A 19,375-nucleotide genomic window follows, 5' to 3' on the forward strand; every position below is an offset into this window, starting at 1 on the left:
GGCTAGATCTGGCGGAACTCTTCCTCGGTGAGGCCGATGTCCTTGAGAATGCCTAGGAACGTGCCTTTCTTGAGCTCCTTGCGGTGGAAGGGGACCACGGTGCGCCGCCCGTCGGGGTGCAGGAAGACGCGGTGGCTACCTTTTCCCCCGGCCTCTTCAAAACCCAAGCGTTTCAGCTTGCGCACCACCTCTTCGGGTCTAGGCGGCATTTACGTGGACTTCCACCCACTCCTCATCGGGTTCAGGGATGGGGAGGTTTCTAGCCCGAAGGGCTTCCAACATGGCCTCGAGGGCTTCCAGGACGTTTTGGATGGCCTCTTCCCGCGTGTCCCCGTCGGAGCGCACCCCGGGTACCGCGGGGACCTCGGCGAGCCAAACCCCGGGCTCCTCGGGATCGGGGTAAACCCGGATCCAGTACCGGCCCATAGCCGCATTATAGAAGGTAAGGGAGGGCGAAGATGCCCCAAACCTTAGCGGAAAAGATCCTCTCCCACAAGGTGGGAAGGCCGGTGGAGGCGGGGGAGCTTCTGGTGGTGGAGGTGGACCAGGTGATGGTGGTGGACTCCATCGCCGGGAGCTTCTTCAAGCGCCTGGACTACCTGGGGGCCACGCCCCGCTACCCGGAAAGGGTCTCCATCGTCATAGACCACGTGGCCCCGGCGGCCAACCTCGAGGTGGCCAAGGCCCAGAAGGAGATCCGGGAATGGGGAAAGAGGCATGGCATCCGGGTCTTTGACGTGGGCCGGGGGGTGTGCCACCAGGTCCTCATAGAGGAAGGGCTCGCCCAGCCGGGCTGGATTGTGGTGGGCTCGGACAGCCACTCCACCACCTACGGGGCGGTGGGGGCCTTCGGCACGGGGATGGGGGCCACGGACATCGCCCTGGCGGCCGCTTCGGGCCGCACCTGGCTTCGGGTCCCCGAGAGCGTCAAGGTGGTCTTCCGGGGAAGCCTCCCCAGGGGGGTCACGGCCAAGGACGCCGCCCTGGAGATGGTGCGCCGCCTCACGGCGGAGGGGGCCACCTACATGGCGGTGGAGATTCACCTCCTGGACGGGGCCGAGGCTCTCACAAGGGGCGAGCGCATGACCCTGGCCAACCTCACCGTGGAGGCCGGGGCCAAGGCGGGCCTGGTGGTGCCCAGCGGGGAGATCCTGGAGATGTACCAGGTCCCCGACTGGCTCTACCCCGACCCCGACGCCCGCTACCGGGAGGTGGTGGAGATAGACCTTTCCTCCCTCACCCCCAGGGTTTCCGTGCCCTTTTACGTAGACAACGTCCACGAAGTGGCCGAGGTCAGGGGCAAGCGGGTGGACCAGGTCTTCATCGGCACCTGCACCAACGGGCGCATTGAGGACCTGAGGGCCGCCGCCGAGGTGTTGAAGGGGCGGCGCGTGGCCCCCGGGGTGCGGCTTCTGGTGGTGCCCGCCTCCAGCCAGGTCCTGGAGGAGGCCGCCAGGGACGGCACCCTCCTCACCCTCCTCGAGGCCGGGGCCACCATCGGCACCCCGGGGTGCGGTCCCTGCATGGGGCGGCACATGGGGGTTCTGGCCCCCGGGGAGGTCTGCGTCTCCACCTCCAACCGCAACTTCCGCGGGCGCATGGGGGCTCCGGACGCCGAGATCTACCTGGCGAGCCCCAGGGTGGCCGCCGCCAGCGCCGTGGCCGGGTACATCGCCACGCCGGAGGATCTGGATGCGGGAAGCCTGGCGTAGCTTTAAGAAGGAGGTCTTGGAGGAGTGCCGAAAGGAGGTCTATGCCTAAGGTTTTCAAGTTCGGCGACCACATCAACACCGACGACATCCTGCCCGGCAAGTACGCCCCCTTCATGGTGGGGGAGGACCGGTTCCACCTCTACGCCTTCGCCCACCTGCGGCCCGGCTTCGCCCAGGAGGTGCGGCCGGGGGACATCCTGGTCTTTGGGCGAAACGCCGGGCTTGGCTCTAGCCGCGAGTACGCCCCGGAGGCCCTGAAGCGCCTGGGGATCCGGGCGGTCATCGCCAAGAGCTACGCCCGCATCTTCTTCCGCAACCTGGTGAACCTGGGCATCGTTCCCTTTGAGTCGGAGGAGGTGGTGGATGCGCTAGAGGACGGGGACGAGGTGGAGCTGGACCTGGAAGGGGGGGTTTTGTTTAGGGGAGAGGAGCGTTTCCCGCTCAGGCCCCCGCCCCCCTTCCTCCTGGAGGCCCTCAAGGAGGGTTCCCTCCTGGACTACTACAAGAAGCACGGGCGCTTCCCGGGGGAGTAGACTTGAGGCATGGAGGACCTGGAGATCACCTGTCCGGTGTGCGGCGAGGTCAGCGTGGCGCTGGCCGAGGATCTGGAGACCCTCGAGGTGGGGGACGTGCTGGAGTGCGAGGCCTGCGGGGCCTTTTTGGAGGTGGTCTCCCTGGACCCCCTGGAGCTGGAGGTCTCGGAGGGCGGTCTGGAGGGCTTCTTCGTGGACTGCCCCCGGTGCGGCTACACCTTGGAGGTTTCCGAGGAGGAGGCGGGGCAGGAGGTGGAGTGCCCCGAGTGCGGTTTCCGCTTTGTGCCTGACTGGAGCGAGGTAGAGGAGGTAGAGGAGGACGAAGAATGACGGCCACTTGCCCTGAGTGCGGCGCGGAGCTTAGGCTGGAGAACCCGGAACTGGGCGAGCTCGTGGTCTGTGAGGAGTGCGGGGCGGAGCTGGAGGTGGTCTCCCTGGACCCCCTGCGCCTGGAGCCCGCCCCCGAGGAGGCCGAGGACTGGGGGGAGTGAGCCCCCCGCTGAGCCGGGGCCGGACAGAGTCCGGCTTCACCCCTTAAGCCGCCATGCTGGCCATCCTTTACGACCGCATCCGCCCCGACGAGAAGATGCTCTTTGAGCGGGCCGAGGCCCTGGGCCTCCCCTTCAAAAAGGTCTACGTCCCCGCCCTGCACATGGTGCTGGGGGAGAGGCCCAAGGAGCTGGAAGGGGTCACCGTGGCCCTGGAGCGGTGCGTGAGCCAAAGCCGCGGCCTGGCCGTGGCCCGCTACCTGACCGCTTTGGGCATCCCCGTGGTCAACCGGCCCGAGGTCATAGAGACCTGCGGGGACAAGTGGGCCACCAGCGTCGCCCTGGAGCGGGCGGGCCTGCCCCAGCCCAAGACCGCCCTCCTCACCGAGGCCGAGGAGGCCCTTAAGCTCATGGAGGCCTGGGGCTACCCCGTGGTCCTAAAGCCGGTGATCGGGAGCTGGGGGCGCCTCCTCGCCAAGATCACGGACCGGGAGGCGGCGGAGGCCATCTTGGAGCACAAGGAGGTCCTGGGAGGCTTCCAGCACCAGCTCCTTTACATCCAGGAGTACGTGAAGAAGCCCGGCCGGGACATCAGGGTCTTCGTGGTGGGGGAGAGGGCCATCGCCGCCATCTACCGCAGGAGCCAGCACTGGATCACCAACACCGCCCGGGGCGGGCAGGCGGAAAACTGCCCCGTCACCCCCGAGATCGCCGAGCTTTCGCTGCGGGCCGCCCAGGCGGTGGGGGGCGGGGTAGTGGCCATAGACCTCTTTGAGTCGGAGAGGGGCCTTCTGGTCAACGAGGTGAACCACACCATGGAGTTCAAGAACTCCGTGCACACCACGGGGGTGGATATCCCGGGGGAGATCCTGAGGTATGCCTGGGAGGTGGCCGGTGGCTAGGAAGACCCTTTCCATCGTGGGGGCCTCGGGGTACGCCGGGGGGGAGTTTCTGCGCCTCGCCCTTTCCCACCCCTATCTGGAAGTAAAGCAGGTGACCTCGAGGCGCTTCGCCGGGGAGCCCGTTCACTTCGTCCACCCCAACCTGCGAGGACGCACGAGCCTCAAGTTCGTTCCACCGGAAAAGCTGGAGCCCGCCGACATCCTGGTCCTGGCCCTTCCCCACGGGGTTCTGGCCCGGGAGTTTGACCGCTACGCTTCCCTCGCCCCCATCCTGGTGGACCTCTCCGCCGACTTTCGCCTCAAGGACCCGGACCTTTACCGGAAGTACTACGGGGAGCACCCCAGGCCCGAGCTCCTGGGCCGCTTCGTCTACGCCGTTCCTGAGCTCTACCGCGAGGCCTTGAGGGAGGCCGACTGGATGGCCGGGGCAGGGTGCAACGCCACGGCCACCCTCCTGGGGCTCTACCCCCTCCTCAAGGGGGGCGTGCTGAAGCCCTCCCCCATCTTCGTCACCCTTCTCATCTCCACCTCGGCGGCGGGGGCCGAGCCCAGCCCCGCCAGCCACCACCCCGAGCGGGCGGGCTCTATCCGGGTCTACAAGCCCACGGGCCACCGCCACACGGCGGAGGTGGTGGAGAACCTTCCCGGCAGGCCCGAGGTCCACCTGACCGCCATCGCCACCGACCGGGTGCGGGGCATCCTCATGACCGCCCAGACCTTTCTGCAGGACGGCTGGAGCGAAAGGGACGTGTGGCAGGCCTACCGGGAGGCCTACGGGGCCGAGCCCTTCGTGCGGCTGGTCAAGCAGAAGAAGGGGGTCCACCGCTACCCCGACCCCCGCTTCGTCCAGGGCACCAACTACGCCGACATCGGCTTTGAGCTGGAGGAGGACACCGGCAGGCTGGTGGTTATGGTGGCCATAGACAACCTGGTGAAGGGCACGGCGGGCCACGCCCTCCAGGCCCTCAACATCCGCCTGGGCCTTCCCGAGACCCTGGGGTTGGACTTCCCCGGCCTGCACCCCTGAATCTAGGAGGCTTGCCCATGATCGTGGTCAAGGTAGGCGGCGCGGAGGGCATAGACTACGAGGCCGTGGCCAAGGACGCGGCCTCCTTGTGGAAGGAGGGCCAGAGGCTTCTTCTGGTGCACGGAGGGAGCGCGGAGACCAACAAGGTGGCCGAGGCCCTGGGCCACCCTCCCCGGTTCCTCACCCACCCCGGGGGCCAGGTGAGCCGCCTCACGGACCGGAGGACCCTGGAGATCTTCATCATGGTCTACGCCGGTCTGGTCAACAAGCGCCTGGTGGAACTTCTCCAGAAGGAGGGCGTGAACGCCCTGGGGCTTTCCGGCCTGGACGGGAGGCTTCTTGTGGGCCGCCGCAAGACCGCCGTCAAGTACGTGGAAGACGGCAAGGTCAAGATCCACCGGGGGGACTACACGGGCACCGTGGAGGAGGTCAACAAGGCCCTTCTGGACCTCCTCCTCGGCCAAGGGTATCTGCCCGTCATCACCCCGCCCGCCCTTAGCTACGAGGGGGAGGCCATCAACACCGATGGGGACCAGATCGCGGCCCTTCTCGCCCGGGTCTTTGGGGCGGAGGCCCTGGTCTACCTCTCCAACGTGCCGGGCCTCCTGGCCCACTACCCCGACGAGGCCTCCCTGGTGCGGGAGATCCCGGTGGAGAGGGTAGAGGACCCCGAGTACCTGGCCCTGGCCCAGGGGCGGATGAAGCGGAAGGTCATGGGGGCGGTGGAGGCGGTGAAGGGCGGGGTGAAGCGGGTGATCTTCGCCGACGCCCGGGTGGAAAACCCCATAAGGCGGGCCCTTTCCGGGGAAGGTACCGTGGTACGCTAGACCCATGGCGCGGTTCGCCCTGGTCCTCCACGCCCATCTCCCCTATGTGCGCTCCCACGGCCTGTGGCCCTTCGGGGAGGAAACCCTCTACGAGGCCATGGCCGAGACCTACCTGCCCCTCTTGAGGGCCTTGGAAAGGCTCTGGCAGGAGGGGGTGGAGGCCCGCTTCACCCTGGGCATCACCCCCATCCTGGCGGAGCAGCTGGGCGACGCCAAGGTGAAGGCGGGCTTCCAGGCCTACGCCAAGGACCGCCTGGAGCGGGCCCAGAGCGACTACCTGCGCTACCAGGGCACCGAGCTGGAGAAGAGCGCCCGCCACCAGGTGGCCTTCTGGGAACTTACCCTGGACTACTTCCACCATCTGGGCGGGGACACCCTCCAGGCTTTCCGCCGGGCCCAGGACCGGGGGCAGGTGGAGCTGATCACCTCCAACGCCACCCACGGCTACTCCCCCCTCCTGGGGTACGACGAGGCCCTGTGGGCCCAGGTGAAGACCGGGGTGGCCGTCTACCGCCGCCACTTCGCCAAGGACCCCATGGGCTTTTGGCTCCCCGAGATGGCCTACCGGCCCAGGGGGTACTGGAAGCCCCCGGTGGAAGGGGCCAGGGAGGGTCTCAGGGCGGGGGTGGACGAGCTTTTGATGCGGGCCGGCATCCGCTACACCTTCGTGGACGCCCACCTGGTGCAGGGAGGGGAGGCCCTTTCCCCTTATGGGGAGGCCTCCTTGGCCCAGGTGGAGAGCGCCGAGGCCACCTACTACGTGCATGAGCTGGAGTCGGGCCTCCGGGTTCTCGCCCGCAACCGGGAGACCACCCTCCAGGTGTGGAGCGCCGACCACGGCTACCCCGGGGAGGGGCTTTACCGGGAGTTCCACCGCAAGGACCCGGTTTCCGGGCTCCACCACTGGCGGGTCACCCACCGCAAAGCCGACCTTGCCGCCAAGGCCCCCTACGACCCCGAGGCGGCCTTCGCCAAGGCCAAGGAGCACGCCGAGCACTTCGTGGGCCTTGTGGCCCGCCTGGCCCAGGGGCGGCCCGAGGGGGTCATCCTCTCCCCCTACGACGCCGAGCTTTTCGGCCACTGGTGGTACGAGGGGGTGGCCTGGCTGGAGGAGGTCCTGCGCCGCCTATCCCGCCTCCCGGGGGTGAAGGCCGTGACCGCCAGGGAGGCGGTCCAGGGGAAGGCGGTGCGGGCCCGTCTGCCCGAGGGTTCCTGGGGCCGGGGCGGGGACCACCGGGTCTGGCTCAACGAGAAGACTCTGGACTACTGGCGAAAGGTCTACCGGGCGGAAAGGGCCCTGATGGAGGAGGCCCGCCGGGGCAACCTCTCCCACCGCCACCTCCGCCAGGCCATGCGGGAGCTTCTCCTCCTCGAGGCCTCCGACTGGCCCTTCCTCATAGACACCGGCCAGGCGGAGGCCTACGCCAGGGAGCGCTATGAAGGGCACGCCGAGGCCTTCTTCCGCATCCTGCGGGGGGTTTCCGAGGAGGAGCTGAAGGCCCTGGAGGAGCGGGACAACCCCTTCCCCGAGGCCGACCCCAGGCTCTACCTGGAGGGAGCTCTGCCCCACTCTGCCCACGAGCCCGGGGGGATAGGATAAGGGCGTGGCGCGGCACGCCGTGTTGCAGTTCCGGCCGGAGAAGTCCCGGCTGAAGGAGAGCCTCCTTCGCCTTCGGGCCCACCTGGAGGCCCTCTGCCCCCACGCCCCCGAGGTGGTGGTCCTGCCCGAGGCCGCCCTCACCGGCTACTTCCTCCAGGGGGGGGTTAGGGAGCTGGCCCTGACCCGGCACGAGCTTCTGGAGCTTTTCTCCGAGCTTCACCAAGCGCTGGGCTGGGAGGGGCTTTTGGACGTGGTGGTGGGCTTTTACGAGCGGGACGGAGGGGCCTATTACAACAGCGCCGCCTACCTGGAGCTTCCCCATCGCGTGGTCCACGTCCACCGCAAGGTCTTCCTCCCCACCTACGGCGTGTTTGACGAGGAGCGCTACCTGGCCCGGGGAAGCCGGGTGGCGGCTTTTAGCACCCGCTTTGGCCGGGCGGCCATCCTCATCTGCGAGGACTTCTGGCACTCCATCACCGCCGCCATCGCCGCCTTGGACGGGGCCGAGGTCATCTACGTTCCGGCGGCGAGCCCGGCCCGGGGGTTCCAGGGTGAGCGGCCGGAGAACGTGGAGCGCTGGCGCAACCTGGCCCGGGCGGTGGCGGCGGAGCACGGGGTTTACGTGGTCCTGGCCAGCCTGGTGGGCTTTGAGGGGGGGAAGGGGATGAGCGGGGGAAGCCTGGCGGTGGGGCCCGATGGGCGGGTTCTGGCCGAGGCGCCCCTCTTTGAGGAGGCCGCCCTCCTCTTCGCCCTGGACCGGGAGCGCATTCCCCCGGTGCGCTACGACGCCCCCCTGCTTTCCGACCTCGAGGCCAGCCTCCCCCTCCTCCTCCCCGACCTGGAGCGGTTGGCCAAGAGGGGTCTTAAGGAGGTGCCATGAGGGTGATTGAGGCCTCGAGGCTCGGCGAAAGCCTGGAGCTCAACTGGCCCCTGGTGGCCGATTTCCTCACCCGCTTCATCCGGGAGGAGCTAGCCTGGCGGGGATATGAGAAGGCCATCGTGGCCGTGTCCGGGGGCGTGGACTCCGCCACCACCCTGGCCCTGGCCGTGCGGGCCCTGGGGCAGGACCGGGTCCACGCCCTCTTCCTGCCCCACCGGGACTCGAGTCCCCTCTCCCGGGAGCACGCCTACCTGGTGGCCGAGACCTTCGGCGTCGCTTTGGAGGAGGTGGACATCACCCCCATGGTGGAGGCCTACGCCGCCCTGACCCCGGACCTCACGCCCCACCGCAAGGGCAACGTCATGGCCCGGACGCGGATGGTGGTCCTCTTTGACAAGTCCCAGGCCTACCAGGCCCTCCCCCTGGGCACGGGCAACAAGACGGAAAGGCTTTTCGGCTACTATACCTGGCACGGCGACGACACCCCGCCCGTGAACCCCCTGGGGGACCTCTACAAGACCCAGGTCTGGCGGCTCGCCGAGTACCTGGGGGTGCCGGAGGCGGTGGTGAAGAAGCCCCCCACCGCCGACCTCATCCCCGGCCAGACGGACGAGGCCGATCTGGGGGTGCGCTACCTGCGGGCCGACGTCATCCTGGAGCACTACCTGAAGGGCTACCCCGACGGCTACCTCCTGGGCCTGGGCTTCACCGAGGAGGAGATCCGGCGGGTCAAGGAGGGGGTGAACCGCACCCACTGGAAGCGGGCCCTCCCCACCGTGGCCCTCCTCTCCTCCACGGCCATCGGGGAGTTTTACCTGAGGCCTTTGGACTACCGGCCATGAGCGACCAGGAGCTCAAAACCTACCTGAGTCGGGCCAAGACCATCGCCGTTCTCGGCGCCCACAAGGACCCAAGCCGCCCCGCCCACTACGTGCCCCGCTACCTCTTGGAGAGAGGCTACCGCATCCTGCCCGTGAACCCCCGCCTCGCCGGGGAGGAGCTTTTTGGGGCAAAGGTGGCGGCGAGCCTTCTGGAGCTTCAGAGCCCCGTGGACATCCTGGACGTCTTCCGCCCGGGGGAGGCCCTCATGGCCCACCTTGAGGAGATCCTGGCCCTCAGGCCCGGCCTGGTCTGGCTCCAGTCGGGCATCCGCAACCCGGCCTTTGAAGAACGGGTTCGGGAGGCGGGTATCCCCCTGGTGGCGGACCGGTGCCTCATGGTGGAGCACAGGCGCCTCTTCTTTGGCTCCATTCCCCTCTAGCGTGAAAGCCTGGCAGGAGGCCCTTCTCGCCTGGTACCGGAAGCACGCCCGCCCCTTGCCCTGGCGGGGGGAGAAGGACCCCTACCGCATCCTGGTCTCCGAGGTCCTCCTCCAGCAGACCCAGGTCCGGCAGGCCATTCCCTACTACCGCCGCTTCCTCCAGCGCTTCCCCACCCTGAAGGCCCTGGGAGAGGCCCCTCTGGAGGAGGTCCTGAGGGTGTGGCAGGGGGCGGGCTACTACCGGAGGGCGGTCCACCTGCACCGCCTGGCCCAGCAGGTGGAGGCCCTACCCCAAAGCTTCGCCCAGCTCAAAGGCCTTCCCGGCCTCGGCCCCTACACCGCGGCGGCGGTGGCCTCCATGGCTTTCGGGGAGCGGGTGGCGGCGGTGGACGGCAACGTGCGCCGGGTCCTCGCCCGCCTCTTCGCCTTGGAAGGCGCCTCGCCCAAGGCCCTCCAGGGGTTGGCCCAGAGCCTTATGCCGGAGGAGGCCCACCCCGGGGAGTGGAACCAGGCCCTCATGGAGCTTGGGGCCACGGTCTGCCTCCCCAGGAAGCCCCTCTGCGGGGCCTGCCCCCTGGCCTCCCGCTGCCGGGGGAAGGAGGCCCCGGAGCGCTACCCCCTCCCGCAAAGGCGAAAGGTCAGGGAAGAGCGCCTAGCGGCTCTGGTCCTCCTGGGGCGGAAGGGGGTTTACCTGGAAAGGCTGGAAGGGCGCTTCCAGGGGCTTTACGGCGTCCCCCTTTTCCCGGCCGAGGAGCTTCCCGTGAGGGCGGAGGCCCTGGGGGTGGCCCCCCGGTTGCTGGGAGAGGTCCGCCACGCCTTAACCCACAGGAGGCTCCTTGTGGAGGTCCACGGGGCCTTCTGGGAGGGGGAAGGGGAGGACCCCTGGAAAAGGCCTCTACCCAAGCTCATGGAGAAGGTGCTCCGCCAGGCGCTTCCCCTCCTCGCTCATGAGGGCGTAGTCCCCCTCCCGCACGCAAAGCCCCACGGCGTAGAGCCCTTCTAGGCGTTTGAGGCGGAAGGTCCCTTCCTCCCACTCCTCCGGGTGGAAGGCCAGGTAGCGCACCCGGTAGCCCGGGGTGCTGGGGGTCTCGGGCACGCTTCCCTCCCGCTCCACGAAGCGGAAGCCCAGCGAGAGGAGGTCCTCCAGGAGGTCCGGGTAGCTGGCCTCGGAAAGCCGCCCCGCCTCCTCCTCCACCTCTCCTATAAGGAGCCTGGCCCCGAGGAAGCTCCCCACCGCCAGGACCACCCTGTCCGCCAGGGCGGGGGGGCCTTCCCAGGTGCGCACCCCCACCGCCCGCTCCCCGTCCAGAAGGAGGCCCGTGGCCGTGGCCTGGAAGAGGTGGAGGTTCCTTTCCCCCTCCAGGAGGTACTTGGCCCGGGCGTGGAAGGCCCAGACCCGGGGGTCTTTGGGGTCGTAGGCCCTTTCCAGGAGGCTTCCTTTGGGGAAGGGGGGCCTTGGGGGGAGGAAGGGCATCATGACCGAGTCCAGGCTTTGGGTGAGAAGGCCCACCCGCACGCCTTGGGAGGCCAGGCGAAAGGCCGCCTCGGCCCCCGAGAACCCGGCGCCCACGATGAGGACCTGGTACCTGTTCATAGAAAAAAGGCCCCAGAGGGGCCATCTGGCGGGCCGTGAAGGACTCGAACCTCCAACCCCCGGTTTTGGAGACCGGTGCTCTGCCAGTTGAGCTAACGGCCCCCGCCTTGAGGGATTGTAGCACACCTTGGCCCAGGGGCCAAGCCGGGGGGGCTTGATGCCCGGGAAGGCCCCTCTCTTGGGCCAAGAGGATGTGGCGTTGGCACACGCCCTAGACCACGGCGAGCTCCCGAGGGGACGGAAGCGGCCCCACCCCCAAGACCTCCACCCTCCCCGCCACGGGATAGATGCGCAGGGCGTCCTGGCCCAGGTCCAAAAGCCGCCTCGCCCGGGCGCGCAGGTCCTCTAAGAGCTTTTCGTCCAGGTAGCACTCAAACACGGAGAGCTGGACCCGCTCCCCATAGCTTTTGAGCAGATTGGCCAGCTTAATCCTGCGGGTGTCGTCGGGGATGTCATACGCCACAGCGTAAAGGCGTTTTGCCATGGGTCTAGACTATCCGAAACACCCGGCAGTCGCAATCCCCTTACGGGGCTAAGTGGTTTGCAACTAATCATGACAGTCATTGGGCTGCTGCATCACTGTTGGTCGCAATCCCCTTACGGGGCTAAGTGGTTTGCAACGCGATGGAGAACGTGCGGGACACGATTGGCCCGCACGCGTCGCAATCCCCTTACGGGGCTAAGTGGTTTGCAACGAGGTGGTGTTCGGCTACGAGGGGGCCCTTCCCCCCGAGGTCGCAATCCCCTTACGGGGCTAAGTGGTTTGCAACTTTACCCCCCTAAGAACGCCGTTCTGGACGGCGCTGCCAGAGAGGGGTTTGTGAGAAAGATGAAGCTTGGAATATGCATGGGACGAATAACGGGGATTTTCGGGGGTTTATGCCGATGAACACACGCAGGAGAGAGGGCCGATGAGAAGGAGAAAACGCATATTGCCCATCCCCAAGGGAAGAACTGGCTTTCAAGGTCCCCACCCGGAGGTCCGGGTTAGGGGGAGTATAGCACACACCGCAACGTTGAACCAGGTCAAAATATGGGCCAAAAGGCGGCCTGGCAAAGGGGCTTTGATTTTCAAAGCGCAAGAAGGGCCAGTTGCATCGTAATTTTGCTGACAAGTATAGTAAAGGCCCGCCTTATCGCCAAAGGTAAAAGGGCGTGTAGTGCCCCCGTTCCAAAAGGGCGGCCTTCAGGCGCTGGGCCTGGAGCTCTATCATCTCCCCCAGGGGTTTGCGGAAGCCCAAGGGGTGGGCTACCTCCTCCAGGAAGCGGCCCTCCAAGAGCTCTATGAGCCGCCTCCGGCCCTCCTCGTTCAGGTACACGCCTCCTTCCCTGGCTTCGGCGTGGGCTGGGGTGAGGTGCCCCCTCCGGAAGGCGGAGAGGACCACGGCGTCCACCACGGGCACCCGGAACTCCTCCATCAGGTCCAGGGCCAAGGCGGGGCTCCGCCGCCCCTCGGCGTGGAGGAAGCCCACCTCGGGGTGGAGCCCCGCCAGGCGCACCGCCACCAGAACACGCCCCAAGAGGAGGGCGTAGCCGTAGGAGAGGGCGGCGTTCACCGGGTCCCTAGGGGGCCTGCGGGTGCGCCCCCCAAAGCCTTGGGCGGCGAGGAGGCGGCCTAACCCCTGGAAGTAGGCCCGGCTTCCTTCCCCCTCCGCCCCCCGGAGGCTCTCCAGCCTCTGGGCCTCTCCGGCCCGGGCGAGGGCCTGGGCCACCTCCTCGGCCTCGGGAAGGCCGTGGCGCAGGAGGAGGGCCTGGGCCGAGCGGAGTTTCCCCAGGACGAAGGCCCGGGCCAGGGGAAGGGCCTCGGCCCCAAACGGGGCCCGGAGGTGGGCCGGGTGGGGGTCGGGGAAGGCCCCCGCCACCCCGTAGAGAAAGCCCTCCAGGGAGAGGAAGAAGACCGGCGCCCCCTGCCGGAGGAGGAAGACCAGGGCGGGGGTGGAGAGGCGCACGTTGCCCCAAAGGGCCACCCGGCGCACCTGACGGGCGGGGAAGTCGGCCAGGGTAATCCCGTCCTTCTCAAGGAGGAGGCGGCCTGCCCTGAGTCTCAGGGTGGCCCCCTGGTGGGTGAGGTGTAGGGTCATCAGAAGAGGGGCCAGGGGGGAAGGGGCCTCAGGCGCTCGTCCAGCCCGGCGAGGAAGTCCCGCAGGCGCTCGTAGTCCTCCCGCTCCACAGGCTTCGTGCCGTGGGCCAAGATGCTCCCGTGCCGCTTCTGGAGGAGGGCCTGGAGCCGGTTCTTCTCTCCGTAGAGGCGCTGGGCTAGGGTGCCCCGCTGGCCGAAGGCCAGGTCCAAGTCAAAGGCCGCCTCGAGGAGCTCCATGAGGCCTCTGGGCTTCAGAATGCGCTCCCTAAGGCTTTCTGGGAAGTCCTCGGGCCAGGTCTTGGGGTCCTTCAGGGTGAAGCCCAGGCGCTCCTGGAGGTCGGCCTCCACGGCCAGCTCCAGGGCGCGGTAGAGGCGGGCCAGGGCGTCGTCAAAGCGGCCCAAGGCGGCCCGGCGCTCGGCGTTGGCCAGGAGGTCCTGGAGGAGGGGGAAGGTGGGCTTTTCCCCGGCCTCCACGATGCTTTGTAGATGGGGAAGGAGGGCTTCCAGGCCCTTCAGGACCCGCACCTTGCCCCCGTGCCCCCAGGCCTCGGCCACGGCCAGGGCCACGGGGAGGTGGGCGGAAAGCCGGTTTAGGGCCTCCTGGTGCCGGAAGCGGTCCCACTCCATGAGGCCCTCCACCACCCCCTGCATGGCCCGGTAGAAGCGGGCCTCGGAAGGGGAGAGGGGGCGGCTTAGGAGGCTTTCCAACTCAGAGAGGGCCATGCCCAGGTTCAGGGCGTTCCAGGCCCGGGTGAAGCCCGCCCACTCCCGGAGGCCAAAGCGGGCCGTGGGGTCCTCCAGGAGGCGGAGCCTTTCGTGCCCGGAGAGGACCCGGCCCGTCTCTGGGTCCCGCCGTTCCCCGCCCACGTAGCTGAAGACCACCCCCCGCCCCGTGAGGGCCAGGGTGAGGCCCGCCGCCATGGGCTTGGTGCCCCCGGTGAGGTCGGCCACGATGGCCTTCGCCTCCCACTCCAGGGCCTTCCTCAGGGCGAGGAGGGCCTTCTGGTAGGCCTCGAGGAGGCTTTCCGCGTCCTCCAGGAGAAGGGTGTGGTGGCGGAAGGAGGCCCCGTAGTCCCTTAGAAGCTCCGCGGCCACGGGGTGGCTCGCTTGGCTGGCCAGGAAGACCACCCCCTCGGGGGCGTGCTCGGAAAGGGCCACCTCCAGGGGCTCCCGGGTGGTGCCCACGGTGAGGATGAGGACCTTCATGCCCCCATTATCGCCCGGTTAGAATGGACCCATGCGCAAGGCGGTTCTGGTCCTCTTCCTCGGCCTTGCCCTGGCCCAGCCCACCCACACCGTGGCCCCCGGGGACACGCTTTTCTCCATCGCCCGCAGGTACGGGACCACGGTGGAGGAGCTCATGCGCCTGAACGGCCTCACCTCCCCGGACCTCCAGGTGGGCCAGGTCCTGAAGCTTCCCGCCCCCTCTTCGCAGGAAGGCCCTCCCCAGGAACCCCAAGCCGAGGACTTTGACCCGGAAAGCCCCCTGGTGAAGGCGGTTCTCCGCTACCTGGGCGTGCCCTACAAGTACGGGGCCAACTCGCCCTTGAGCCTGGACTGCTCCGCCTTCGTGGCCCAGGTCTACGCCGAGCTGGGGGTGGCCCTGCCCCGGACCAGCCGGGATCAGTACCGCGCCCTGCCCGCGGCCGACACCCTGCGCCCCGGGGACCTGGTCTTCTTCAGCTTCGGGGGGAAGGACGTGGACCACGTGGGGATCTACCTGGGCCGGGGGGTCTTCGCCCACGCCAGTAGCTACGGGAGCCGGGTGGTGATAGAGAGCCTGGACGCCCCCCTCTACAAAAAGGCCTACAGGGGGGCGAGGCGGGTCCTCCAGGAGGCCAAAGGGCCCTAGGGCCAGTCCGGGACCTCTCCCCGGGCCTTCTTCAGGGCTTCCACAAGCGCCTCCCCGGGCCTCCCCTCCCCCCGGAAGGCTTCGGCCTCCCGCTCCAGCCAGGCCTCCCCCCGGCGGAAGAGGACGGCCCGGGCCTCCTTTAGGGCGGTCTCTATGAGGCTTCCCAGGGAGTAATAGGGGCTTCCCTGGGGCAGGTCGGGGTCCAGGCCCTGGCGGGCTAGGGCCCGGCCGTAAGGGGCCTCCCGGGCCTCCATAGCGCCCCCCTGGGCGAAGTAGCGGCTTAGGACCCTTCCCCAGTCTCCAACGCGGCTGTAGGGGGCCATGGCCCGGTAGGCCGCCTCCAGGTCCTCCTCGGTGTAGGGGCGGTAGCGGTCCTCGTGGACCACCAGGTGCCGGGGAAGCCTGGGCCTAGGGGGACCTTCCTCGTCCGGGACCCCCAGGGCCAGCCCCACCACGGGGAAGACCCCGGGAGGCAGGCGGAGGAGGTCCAGTAGGGCCTCGGGCTCGTTGAGGACCCCGCCGATAAAGCAGACCCCGTAGCCCAGGGCCTCGGCGGTGAGGGCCAGGTAGGCGGCGGAAAGCCCCGCGTCCAGGACGCCGAAGTGGAGGGCGGTCTTGGGCCAGGAGGCCATCCTTTCCCCCCGGTGGGCGAGGAGCCTCTCCAGGCGGTGGACGTCCGCCAGGAAGAGGAAAAACTCCGCCGCCTGCCGCACGTGCTCCTGGTCCCCGGAAAGCCGGGCGATGGCCTCCCTAAGGGCCGGGTCCCTGACCCTCAGGACGCTATAAAGCTGGGCGCTGGCGTCCGTGGGGGCCCGCTGGAGGGCGAAAAGGAGCTTCTCCAGGTCCTCCGGGGGAATGGGCACGGGCTTGAAGCGGCGCACGCTTCGCCTCTTAGCCAGGATGGGCGTGAGGTCCATGGGGGCAGGATACGGCCTTGGGCGGGCCTGTGGTCAAGCCATAGGGGCCCCTTCGTCCAAAAGGACAAGGCCTTCCCGGGCGGCCTCCCCCACAAGGCCGATCTCCCCCTTGCGGGCTTCCCACTCCTCCGGGGTGAGGGCCACGTAGTCCACGTTTCTCAGGGGAAGAAGGTGGTACAGGAGCTGGATCCGGCTCAGGTAGTCCATGCCCCGAAAAGCGGGGGAGACCACGAGGAGGTCCCAGTCGCTGTCCTCCAGGGCTTCGCCCCTGGCCCGGGAGCCAAAGAGGAGCGCCCGGGTGAGGGGGATGGGAAGCCCTTGCAGGAGCTTTCTTAAGTACCCCACCCGCGGCGAAAGCCGCGGTGGGGTACTTAGCAAGCGCTCGGCCTCGAGGCGCACCCTTTCATCATACCAGGGCCTAAAGGACCCCTAGAGGCCAAGGAAGGCCAGGTACCCCTGCCACAGGGCCTCCCCGAAGAAGAAGGCCACCACCCCTCCCAGGGCCAGGTAGGGGCCAAAGGGGATTTTCTGTCTTCTAAGGACGAGCCCAAAGGCCGCCCCCAGGAAGACGGCGAGAAGAAGCGCCAAAAAGGCGTAAAGCCCAAGCCAGGCCCCGAGGGCCCCTAAAAGCTTCACGTCCCCGTAGCCCATGGCGACCGGCTCCTCCTCTTCTTCGGGCGGGGCGGGCCGGAAGGCCCAGTAAAGCCCTCCGGCCAGGGCGAGCCCCCCGGCGGCGACGAGGCTTCCCTTCAGGCTTTCCAGAAGGTCCAGGCCCAGGGCGGGGGCCAGGAGGAGGGCCACGGGAAGGAGGGGGAGGGTGAGCCGGTCGGGGAGGACCACGGGCCTACCCGTTCTCGCCGAGAGGGCCCAGGTGAGGAAGGCCAGGGCCATCCCCACCCCGGGGCCCAGGAGGGCTCCCAAGAGGGCGGCCATGTGCACCTGGTGGGGGCCCACGGGGACCTCGGGCCTCCTCTCCCGGAAGCGCCTCAGGAAAAGCCCCCCGTACCCGGCCACCAGGCCCAGGCCCCCCGCCGCCATCAGGGCCCCGTCCAGGCTCTTCCTGAAGGGGAGAGGGAAGGCGAGGAAGTAGGAGGCGGCGAGGCCCAGGAAGAGGAGGCCGTAGGTGAGGGCGTCGGGAAGCTCGTAGGTGTCCAGGTCAATGAAGGCGAGGGCCACCAGAAAGGCGAGGAAGGCGAAGACCAAAAAGGCCATGGGGGAAGGCGGGTAGAAGAGGGCGGCCAGGAGGAAAAGGGAGCCGGTGATGGCCTCCACCAGGGGGTAGCGGGGGCTTATGGGGCTTTGGCAGTAGCGGCACCGCCCCCTTAGGGCCAGGTAGGAGAGGACGGGGACCAGGTCTTTGGGGCCCAAGCGGTGGCCACAGCTTGGGCAGTAGGAGGGGGGATAGGCCAGGGACTCCCCTTTGGGCAGGCGGCGGATGACCACGTTGAGGAAGGAGCCCACCACGAGGCCCAGGACCAGGGCGAAAAGGGGCCACATGGGGGCATTGTACCGGGACGTTCACCGGGTTTTCCCAGGCTGGAAGTATGATGCTCCCGTGACGCCGGAAGCCGCTTATCAGAACCTGTTGGAGTTCCAGAGGGAAACCGCCTACCTGGGTTCCTTAGGGGCCCTGGCCGCCTGGGACCAGCGCACCATGATCCCCAGAAAGGGGCACGGGCACCGGGCCCGGCAGATGGCCGCTCTGGCCCGCCTCCTCCACGAGCGGGCCACCGACCCCAGGATCGGGGAGTGGCTGGAGAAGGTGGAGGGGTCGTCCCTGGTGGAGGACCCCCTTTCCGATGCCGCCGTCAACGTGCGGGCCTGGCGGCGGGCCTACGAGAGGGCCCGGGCCATTCCCGAGAGGCTGGCTGTGGAGCTGGCCCAGGCCAGGAGCGAGGGGGAGACCGCCTGGGAGGCCCTGCGCCCCAGGGACGACTGGCAGGGCTTCCTGCCCTACCTCAAGCGCCTTTTCGCCCTGGCCAAGGAGGAGGCGGAGATCCTCATGGCCGTGGGGCCAGACCCCCTGGACCCCCCCTACGGGGAGCTTTACGACGCCCTCCTGGACGGCTACGAGCCCGGGGCCAGGGCGAGGGACCTCGAGCCCCTCTTCCGGGAGCTCTCCTCGGGCCTCAAGGGTCTTCTGGACCGCATCCTGGGAAGCGGGCGGAGGCCCGACGTCGGCGTCCTCCACCGCCACTACCCTAAGGAGGCCCAGAGGGCCTTCGCCTTAGAGCTCCTTCAGGCCTGCGGGTACGACCTCGAGGCCGGCCGTCTGGACCCCACCGCCCACCCCTTTGAGATCGCCATCGGCCCCGGGGACGTGCGCATCACCACCCGCTACTACGAGGACTTCTTCAACGCCGGCATCTTCGGCACCCTCCACGAGATGGGCCACGCCCTCTACGAGCAGGGCCTGCCCGAGGCCCACTGGGGCACCCCCCGGGGGGAGGCCGCCTCCTTGGGGGTCCACGAGTCCCAAAGCCGCACCTGGGAGAACCTGGTGGGCCGCTCCTTGGGCTTCTGGGAGCGCTTCTTCCCCCGGGCCAAGGAGGTCTTTTCCAGTCTGGCCGACGTGCGCCTGGAGGACTTCCACTTCGCCGTCAACGCCGTGGAGCCCTCCCTGATCCGGGTGGAGGCCGACGAGGTTACCTATAACCTCCACATCCTGGTGCGCCTGGAGCTGGAGCTGGCCCTATTCCGGGGGGAGCTTTTCCTCGAGGACCTGCCCGAGGCCTGGCGGGAAAAGTACCGGGCCTACCTGGGCGTGGCCCCAAGGGACTACAAGGACGGGGTCATGCAGGACGTCCACTGGTCGGGGGGGATGTTCGGCTACTTCCCCACCTACACCCTGGGCAACCTCTACGCTGCCCAGTTCTTCGCCAAGGCCCAGGAGGAGCTTGGGCCCTTGGAGCCCCTCTTCGCCCGCGGGGAGTTCACCCCCTTCCTGGACTGGACCAGGCGCAAGATCCACGCCGAGGGGAGCCGCTTCCGCCCCCGGGCCCTGGTGGAGAGGGTGACGGGAAGCCCCCCCGGCGCTCAAGCCTTCCTCAGGTACCTGGAGGCCAAGTACGGGGCCCTTTACGGCTTCTGAGTACCCCACCGCGGCTTTCGCCGCGGCGGGGGCCCCAGAAAAGCCCCTCCACAGCCCCGACTTGGGCACTCCATGTTGCGAAACCGAAGTGCGAGCACTTGAATACCCCGCCGTGGGGCCCCGAAAGTGCCAAGAGCCTTTGTTGGCAAAGCGGCCGGCCCTCAGCGCTTTTGGGGAAGGGCGGGGAAAAGGGCCAGGAGAAGAAGGGCGCTGGCCGCCCAGAGGGTTCCTTCCCCTTTGCCCAAGCGCTCGGCGAAGAGGCCCGCCACCGTGGGCCCCAGAGGGATTACTCCAACTCCTTCGGGGTCCAGCGGGCGCTGTCCCGCTTGCGGTACTTCTCCATGGCCTTTAGGAAGGCCTCCTCCAGGTCAATGCCCTCGCGGTTGGCCAGGGAGATGAGGACGAAGAGGAGGTCGGCCAGCTCCATGGCCAGGTCCCCCTCCTCCTCGCCGGGCTTGGGGGTCTTCCCGTGGCGGTGGGCCAGCACCCGGGCCACCTCCCCCAGCTCCTCGGTGAGGCGGGCCAGCATGAGGAGGGGCGGGAAGTAGCCCTCCTTGAACTGCCCGATCCAGGCATCCACCACCCTCTGGGCCTCCTTGAAGGTGAGCACG

The 19,375-nt window shown here is 68.4% G+C and carries 24 protein-coding genes and 1 tRNA gene; 14 read left to right on the top strand and 11 right to left on the bottom strand.

Going from position 1 to position 19,375, the window contains the following annotated elements; translation table 11 throughout:
• Positions 1 to 2 precede the first annotated feature (2 nt).
• Both BVI061214_RS04170 and BVI061214_RS04175 read right to left on the bottom strand, forming a co-directional pair.
• Positions 3 to 209 (bottom strand): type II toxin-antitoxin system HicA family toxin, encoded by a 207-nt coding sequence (locus BVI061214_RS04170; RefSeq protein ID WP_003046923.1) that lies wholly within the window; start codon positions 207 to 209, stop codon positions 3 to 5.
• A complete protein-coding gene (locus BVI061214_RS04175) occupies positions 199 to 426 on the bottom strand; it encodes a type II toxin-antitoxin system HicB family antitoxin (RefSeq protein WP_003046927.1) in 228 nt (75 codons plus the stop codon). The genes BVI061214_RS04170 and BVI061214_RS04175 overlap by 11 nt, the downstream gene beginning before the upstream one ends.
• Positions 427 to 458: 32 nt before the next feature.
• On the opposite strand from BVI061214_RS04175, the gene BVI061214_RS04180 reads away from it, so the two are divergent.
• The 12 genes from BVI061214_RS04180 to BVI061214_RS04235 are packed head-to-tail and all read left to right on the top strand — an operon-like array spanning position 459 to position 10,233.
• A complete protein-coding gene (locus BVI061214_RS04180) occupies positions 459 to 1,712 on the top strand; it encodes a 3-isopropylmalate dehydratase large subunit (protein ID WP_053767404.1) in 1,254 nt (417 codons plus the stop codon).
• 41 nt (positions 1,713 to 1,753) lie between these two features.
• On the top strand, positions 1,754 to 2,245 hold the full coding sequence (locus tag BVI061214_RS04185) for a LeuD/DmdB family oxidoreductase small subunit (protein ID WP_053767405.1): 492 nt from the start codon (positions 1,754 to 1,756) through the stop codon (positions 2,243 to 2,245).
• Positions 2,246 to 2,254: 9 nt separating this feature from the next.
• Complete coding sequence (locus BVI061214_RS04190) at positions 2,255 to 2,575, top strand: hypothetical protein (RefSeq protein ID WP_003046935.1); 321 nt, start codon at positions 2,255 to 2,257, stop codon at positions 2,573 to 2,575.
• Positions 2,572 to 2,736 carry a lysine biosynthesis protein LysW gene (gene lysW, locus BVI061214_RS04195; RefSeq protein ID WP_003046938.1) on the top strand — a complete coding sequence of 55 codons (165 nt, stop codon included), beginning with the start codon at positions 2,572 to 2,574 and terminating at the stop codon, positions 2,734 to 2,736. Before BVI061214_RS04190 ends, lysW begins: the two co-directional genes overlap by 4 nt.
• Before the next feature lie 53 nt (positions 2,737 to 2,789).
• The gene (lysX, locus tag BVI061214_RS04200) at positions 2,790 to 3,635 is read left to right on the top strand and encodes a lysine biosynthesis protein LysX (protein ID WP_053767406.1); all 846 of its coding nucleotides are present in this window, start codon (positions 2,790 to 2,792) and stop codon (positions 3,633 to 3,635) included.
• Positions 3,628 to 4,662, top strand: coding sequence for an N-acetyl-gamma-glutamyl-phosphate reductase (argC, locus tag BVI061214_RS04205; RefSeq protein WP_053768583.1), 1,035 nt, complete (start codon positions 3,628 to 3,630; stop codon positions 4,660 to 4,662). Before lysX ends, argC begins: the two co-directional genes overlap by 8 nt.
• Positions 4,663 to 4,679: 17 nt before the next feature.
• Positions 4,680 to 5,489 (top strand): [LysW]-aminoadipate kinase, encoded by an 810-nt coding sequence (locus BVI061214_RS04210; protein WP_053767407.1) that lies wholly within the window; start codon positions 4,680 to 4,682, stop codon positions 5,487 to 5,489.
• 4 nt (positions 5,490 to 5,493) lie between these two features.
• Positions 5,494 to 7,089, top strand: coding sequence for a 1,4-alpha-glucan branching protein (locus tag BVI061214_RS04215; protein WP_053767408.1), 1,596 nt, complete (start codon positions 5,494 to 5,496; stop codon positions 7,087 to 7,089).
• Positions 7,090 to 7,093: 4 nt separating this feature from the next.
• Positions 7,094 to 7,969 (top strand): nitrilase-related carbon-nitrogen hydrolase, encoded by an 876-nt coding sequence (locus BVI061214_RS04220; protein WP_053767409.1) that lies wholly within the window; start codon positions 7,094 to 7,096, stop codon positions 7,967 to 7,969.
• Complete coding sequence (locus BVI061214_RS04225; protein WP_003046959.1) at positions 7,966 to 8,811, top strand: NAD+ synthase; 846 nt, start codon at positions 7,966 to 7,968, stop codon at positions 8,809 to 8,811. Before BVI061214_RS04220 ends, BVI061214_RS04225 begins: the two co-directional genes overlap by 4 nt.
• Positions 8,808 to 9,230: a CoA-binding protein gene (locus tag BVI061214_RS04230; protein ID WP_053767410.1), complete on the top strand. Its 423-nt coding sequence runs from the start codon at positions 8,808 to 8,810 to the stop codon at positions 9,228 to 9,230. Before BVI061214_RS04225 ends, BVI061214_RS04230 begins: the two co-directional genes overlap by 4 nt.
• 1 nt (position 9,231) lies before the next feature.
• A complete protein-coding gene (locus BVI061214_RS04235; RefSeq protein WP_003046966.1) occupies positions 9,232 to 10,233 on the top strand; it encodes an A/G-specific adenine glycosylase in 1,002 nt (333 codons plus the stop codon).
• On the opposite strand, the gene BVI061214_RS12475 is transcribed toward BVI061214_RS04235, so the two are convergent.
• The 5 genes from BVI061214_RS12475 to BVI061214_RS04255 form a co-directional block, all read right to left on the bottom strand.
• The gene (locus BVI061214_RS12475) at positions 10,126 to 10,824 is read right to left on the bottom strand and encodes an FAD-dependent oxidoreductase (protein WP_082333117.1); all 699 of its coding nucleotides are present in this window, start codon (positions 10,822 to 10,824) and stop codon (positions 10,126 to 10,128) included. The two genes, BVI061214_RS04235 and BVI061214_RS12475, sit on opposite strands and share 108 nt — an antisense overlap.
• Before the next feature lie 26 nt (positions 10,825 to 10,850).
• Positions 10,851 to 10,926 (bottom strand) — tRNA-Trp (locus BVI061214_RS04240).
• A gap of 109 nt (positions 10,927 to 11,035) precedes the next feature.
• Positions 11,036 to 11,308: a CRISPR-associated endonuclease Cas2 gene (gene cas2, locus BVI061214_RS04245; protein WP_003046971.1), complete on the bottom strand. Its 273-nt coding sequence runs from the start codon at positions 11,306 to 11,308 to the stop codon at positions 11,036 to 11,038.
• A gap of 649 nt (positions 11,309 to 11,957) precedes the next feature.
• Positions 11,958 to 12,905, bottom strand: a complete 948-nt coding sequence (gene cas1 / locus BVI061214_RS04250; protein ID WP_053767411.1) for a CRISPR-associated endonuclease Cas1 — start codon at positions 12,903 to 12,905, stop codon at positions 11,958 to 11,960.
• Entirely contained in the window at positions 12,905 to 14,110 is a 1,206-nt protein-coding gene (locus BVI061214_RS04255; protein WP_053767412.1) for a TIGR02710 family CRISPR-associated CARF protein, read from the bottom strand. The genes cas1 and BVI061214_RS04255 overlap by 1 nt, the downstream gene beginning before the upstream one ends.
• 31 nt (positions 14,111 to 14,141) lie before the next feature.
• Here BVI061214_RS04255 and BVI061214_RS04260 point away from each other — a divergent pair, with 31 nt between their 5' ends.
• Positions 14,142 to 14,756 carry a C40 family peptidase gene (locus BVI061214_RS04260; protein WP_053767413.1) on the top strand — a complete coding sequence of 205 codons (615 nt, stop codon included), beginning with the start codon at positions 14,142 to 14,144 and terminating at the stop codon, positions 14,754 to 14,756.
• On the opposite strand, the gene BVI061214_RS04265 is transcribed toward BVI061214_RS04260, so the two are convergent.
• From BVI061214_RS04265 to BVI061214_RS04275, 3 genes are read right to left on the bottom strand one after another with little or no spacing between them, the layout of a single operon-like run.
• Positions 14,753 to 15,673 (bottom strand): nitroreductase family protein, encoded by a 921-nt coding sequence (locus BVI061214_RS04265; protein ID WP_053767414.1) that lies wholly within the window; start codon positions 15,671 to 15,673, stop codon positions 14,753 to 14,755. The two genes, BVI061214_RS04260 and BVI061214_RS04265, sit on opposite strands and share 4 nt — an antisense overlap.
• A 33-nt stretch (positions 15,674 to 15,706) precedes the next feature.
• Complete coding sequence (locus BVI061214_RS04270; RefSeq protein WP_248841720.1) at positions 15,707 to 16,072, bottom strand: nucleotidyltransferase domain-containing protein; 366 nt, start codon at positions 16,070 to 16,072, stop codon at positions 15,707 to 15,709.
• Positions 16,073 to 16,102: 30 nt separating this feature from the next.
• Positions 16,103 to 17,170, bottom strand: coding sequence for a prepilin peptidase (locus BVI061214_RS04275; protein WP_053767416.1), 1,068 nt, complete (start codon positions 17,168 to 17,170; stop codon positions 16,103 to 16,105).
• 58 nt (positions 17,171 to 17,228) lie between these two features.
• Between BVI061214_RS04275 and BVI061214_RS04280 the strand changes: the two genes are divergently transcribed.
• The gene (locus BVI061214_RS04280; protein ID WP_053767417.1) at positions 17,229 to 18,764 is read left to right on the top strand and encodes a carboxypeptidase M32; all 1,536 of its coding nucleotides are present in this window, start codon (positions 17,229 to 17,231) and stop codon (positions 18,762 to 18,764) included.
• A gap of 286 nt (positions 18,765 to 19,050) precedes the next feature.
• Here the strand turns inward: BVI061214_RS04280 and BVI061214_RS04285 are convergent, their stop codons facing one another.
• Positions 19,051 to 19,374 (bottom strand): nucleotide pyrophosphohydrolase, encoded by a 324-nt coding sequence (locus tag BVI061214_RS04285; RefSeq protein WP_053767418.1) that lies wholly within the window; start codon positions 19,372 to 19,374, stop codon positions 19,051 to 19,053.
• Position 19,375 lies beyond the last annotated feature (1 nt).

Source organism: Thermus aquaticus (assembly GCF_001280255.1).
GTDB classification, from domain to species: domain Bacteria; phylum Deinococcota; class Deinococci; order Deinococcales; family Thermaceae; genus Thermus; species Thermus aquaticus.

Excerpts from the sequence above, each read along its gene's own strand:
- BVI061214_RS04275 (WP_053767416.1), bottom strand. The coding sequence starts at position 17,170 with ATGTGGCCCCTTTTCGCCCTGGTCCTGGGCCTCGTGGTGGGCTCCTTC.
- BVI061214_RS04190 (WP_003046935.1), top strand. The coding sequence starts at position 2,255 with ATGGAGGACCTGGAGATCACCTGTCCGGTGTGCGGCGAGGTCAGCGTG.
- BVI061214_RS12475 (WP_082333117.1), bottom strand. The coding sequence starts at position 10,824 with ATGAACAGGTACCAGGTCCTCATCGTGGGCGCCGGGTTCTCGGGGGCC.
- lysX (WP_053767406.1), top strand. The coding sequence starts at position 2,790 with ATGCTGGCCATCCTTTACGACCGCATCCGCCCCGACGAGAAGATGCTC.
- BVI061214_RS04215 (WP_053767408.1), top strand. The coding sequence starts at position 5,494 with ATGGCGCGGTTCGCCCTGGTCCTCCACGCCCATCTCCCCTATGTGCGC.
- BVI061214_RS04230 (WP_053767410.1), top strand. The coding sequence starts at position 8,808 with ATGAGCGACCAGGAGCTCAAAACCTACCTGAGTCGGGCCAAGACCATC.
- BVI061214_RS04210 (WP_053767407.1), top strand. The coding sequence starts at position 4,680 with ATGATCGTGGTCAAGGTAGGCGGCGCGGAGGGCATAGACTACGAGGCC.
- BVI061214_RS04175 (WP_003046927.1), bottom strand. The coding sequence starts at position 426 with ATGGGCCGGTACTGGATCCGGGTTTACCCCGATCCCGAGGAGCCCGGG.
- BVI061214_RS04265 (WP_053767414.1), bottom strand. The coding sequence starts at position 15,673 with ATGGACCTCACGCCCATCCTGGCTAAGAGGCGAAGCGTGCGCCGCTTC.
- BVI061214_RS04255 (WP_053767412.1), bottom strand. The coding sequence starts at position 14,110 with ATGAAGGTCCTCATCCTCACCGTGGGCACCACCCGGGAGCCCCTGGAG.
- BVI061214_RS04185 (WP_053767405.1), top strand. The coding sequence starts at position 1,754 with ATGCCTAAGGTTTTCAAGTTCGGCGACCACATCAACACCGACGACATC.
- cas1 (WP_053767411.1), bottom strand. The coding sequence starts at position 12,905 with ATGACCCTACACCTCACCCACCAGGGGGCCACCCTGAGACTCAGGGCA.
- cas2 (WP_003046971.1), bottom strand. The coding sequence starts at position 11,308 with ATGGCAAAACGCCTTTACGCTGTGGCGTATGACATCCCCGACGACACC.
- BVI061214_RS04170 (WP_003046923.1), bottom strand. The coding sequence starts at position 209 with ATGCCGCCTAGACCCGAAGAGGTGGTGCGCAAGCTGAAACGCTTGGGT.
- BVI061214_RS04260 (WP_053767413.1), top strand. The coding sequence starts at position 14,142 with ATGCGCAAGGCGGTTCTGGTCCTCTTCCTCGGCCTTGCCCTGGCCCAG.
- lysW (WP_003046938.1), top strand. The coding sequence starts at position 2,572 with ATGACGGCCACTTGCCCTGAGTGCGGCGCGGAGCTTAGGCTGGAGAAC.
- BVI061214_RS04225 (WP_003046959.1), top strand. The coding sequence starts at position 7,966 with ATGAGGGTGATTGAGGCCTCGAGGCTCGGCGAAAGCCTGGAGCTCAAC.
- BVI061214_RS04180 (WP_053767404.1), top strand. The coding sequence starts at position 459 with ATGCCCCAAACCTTAGCGGAAAAGATCCTCTCCCACAAGGTGGGAAGG.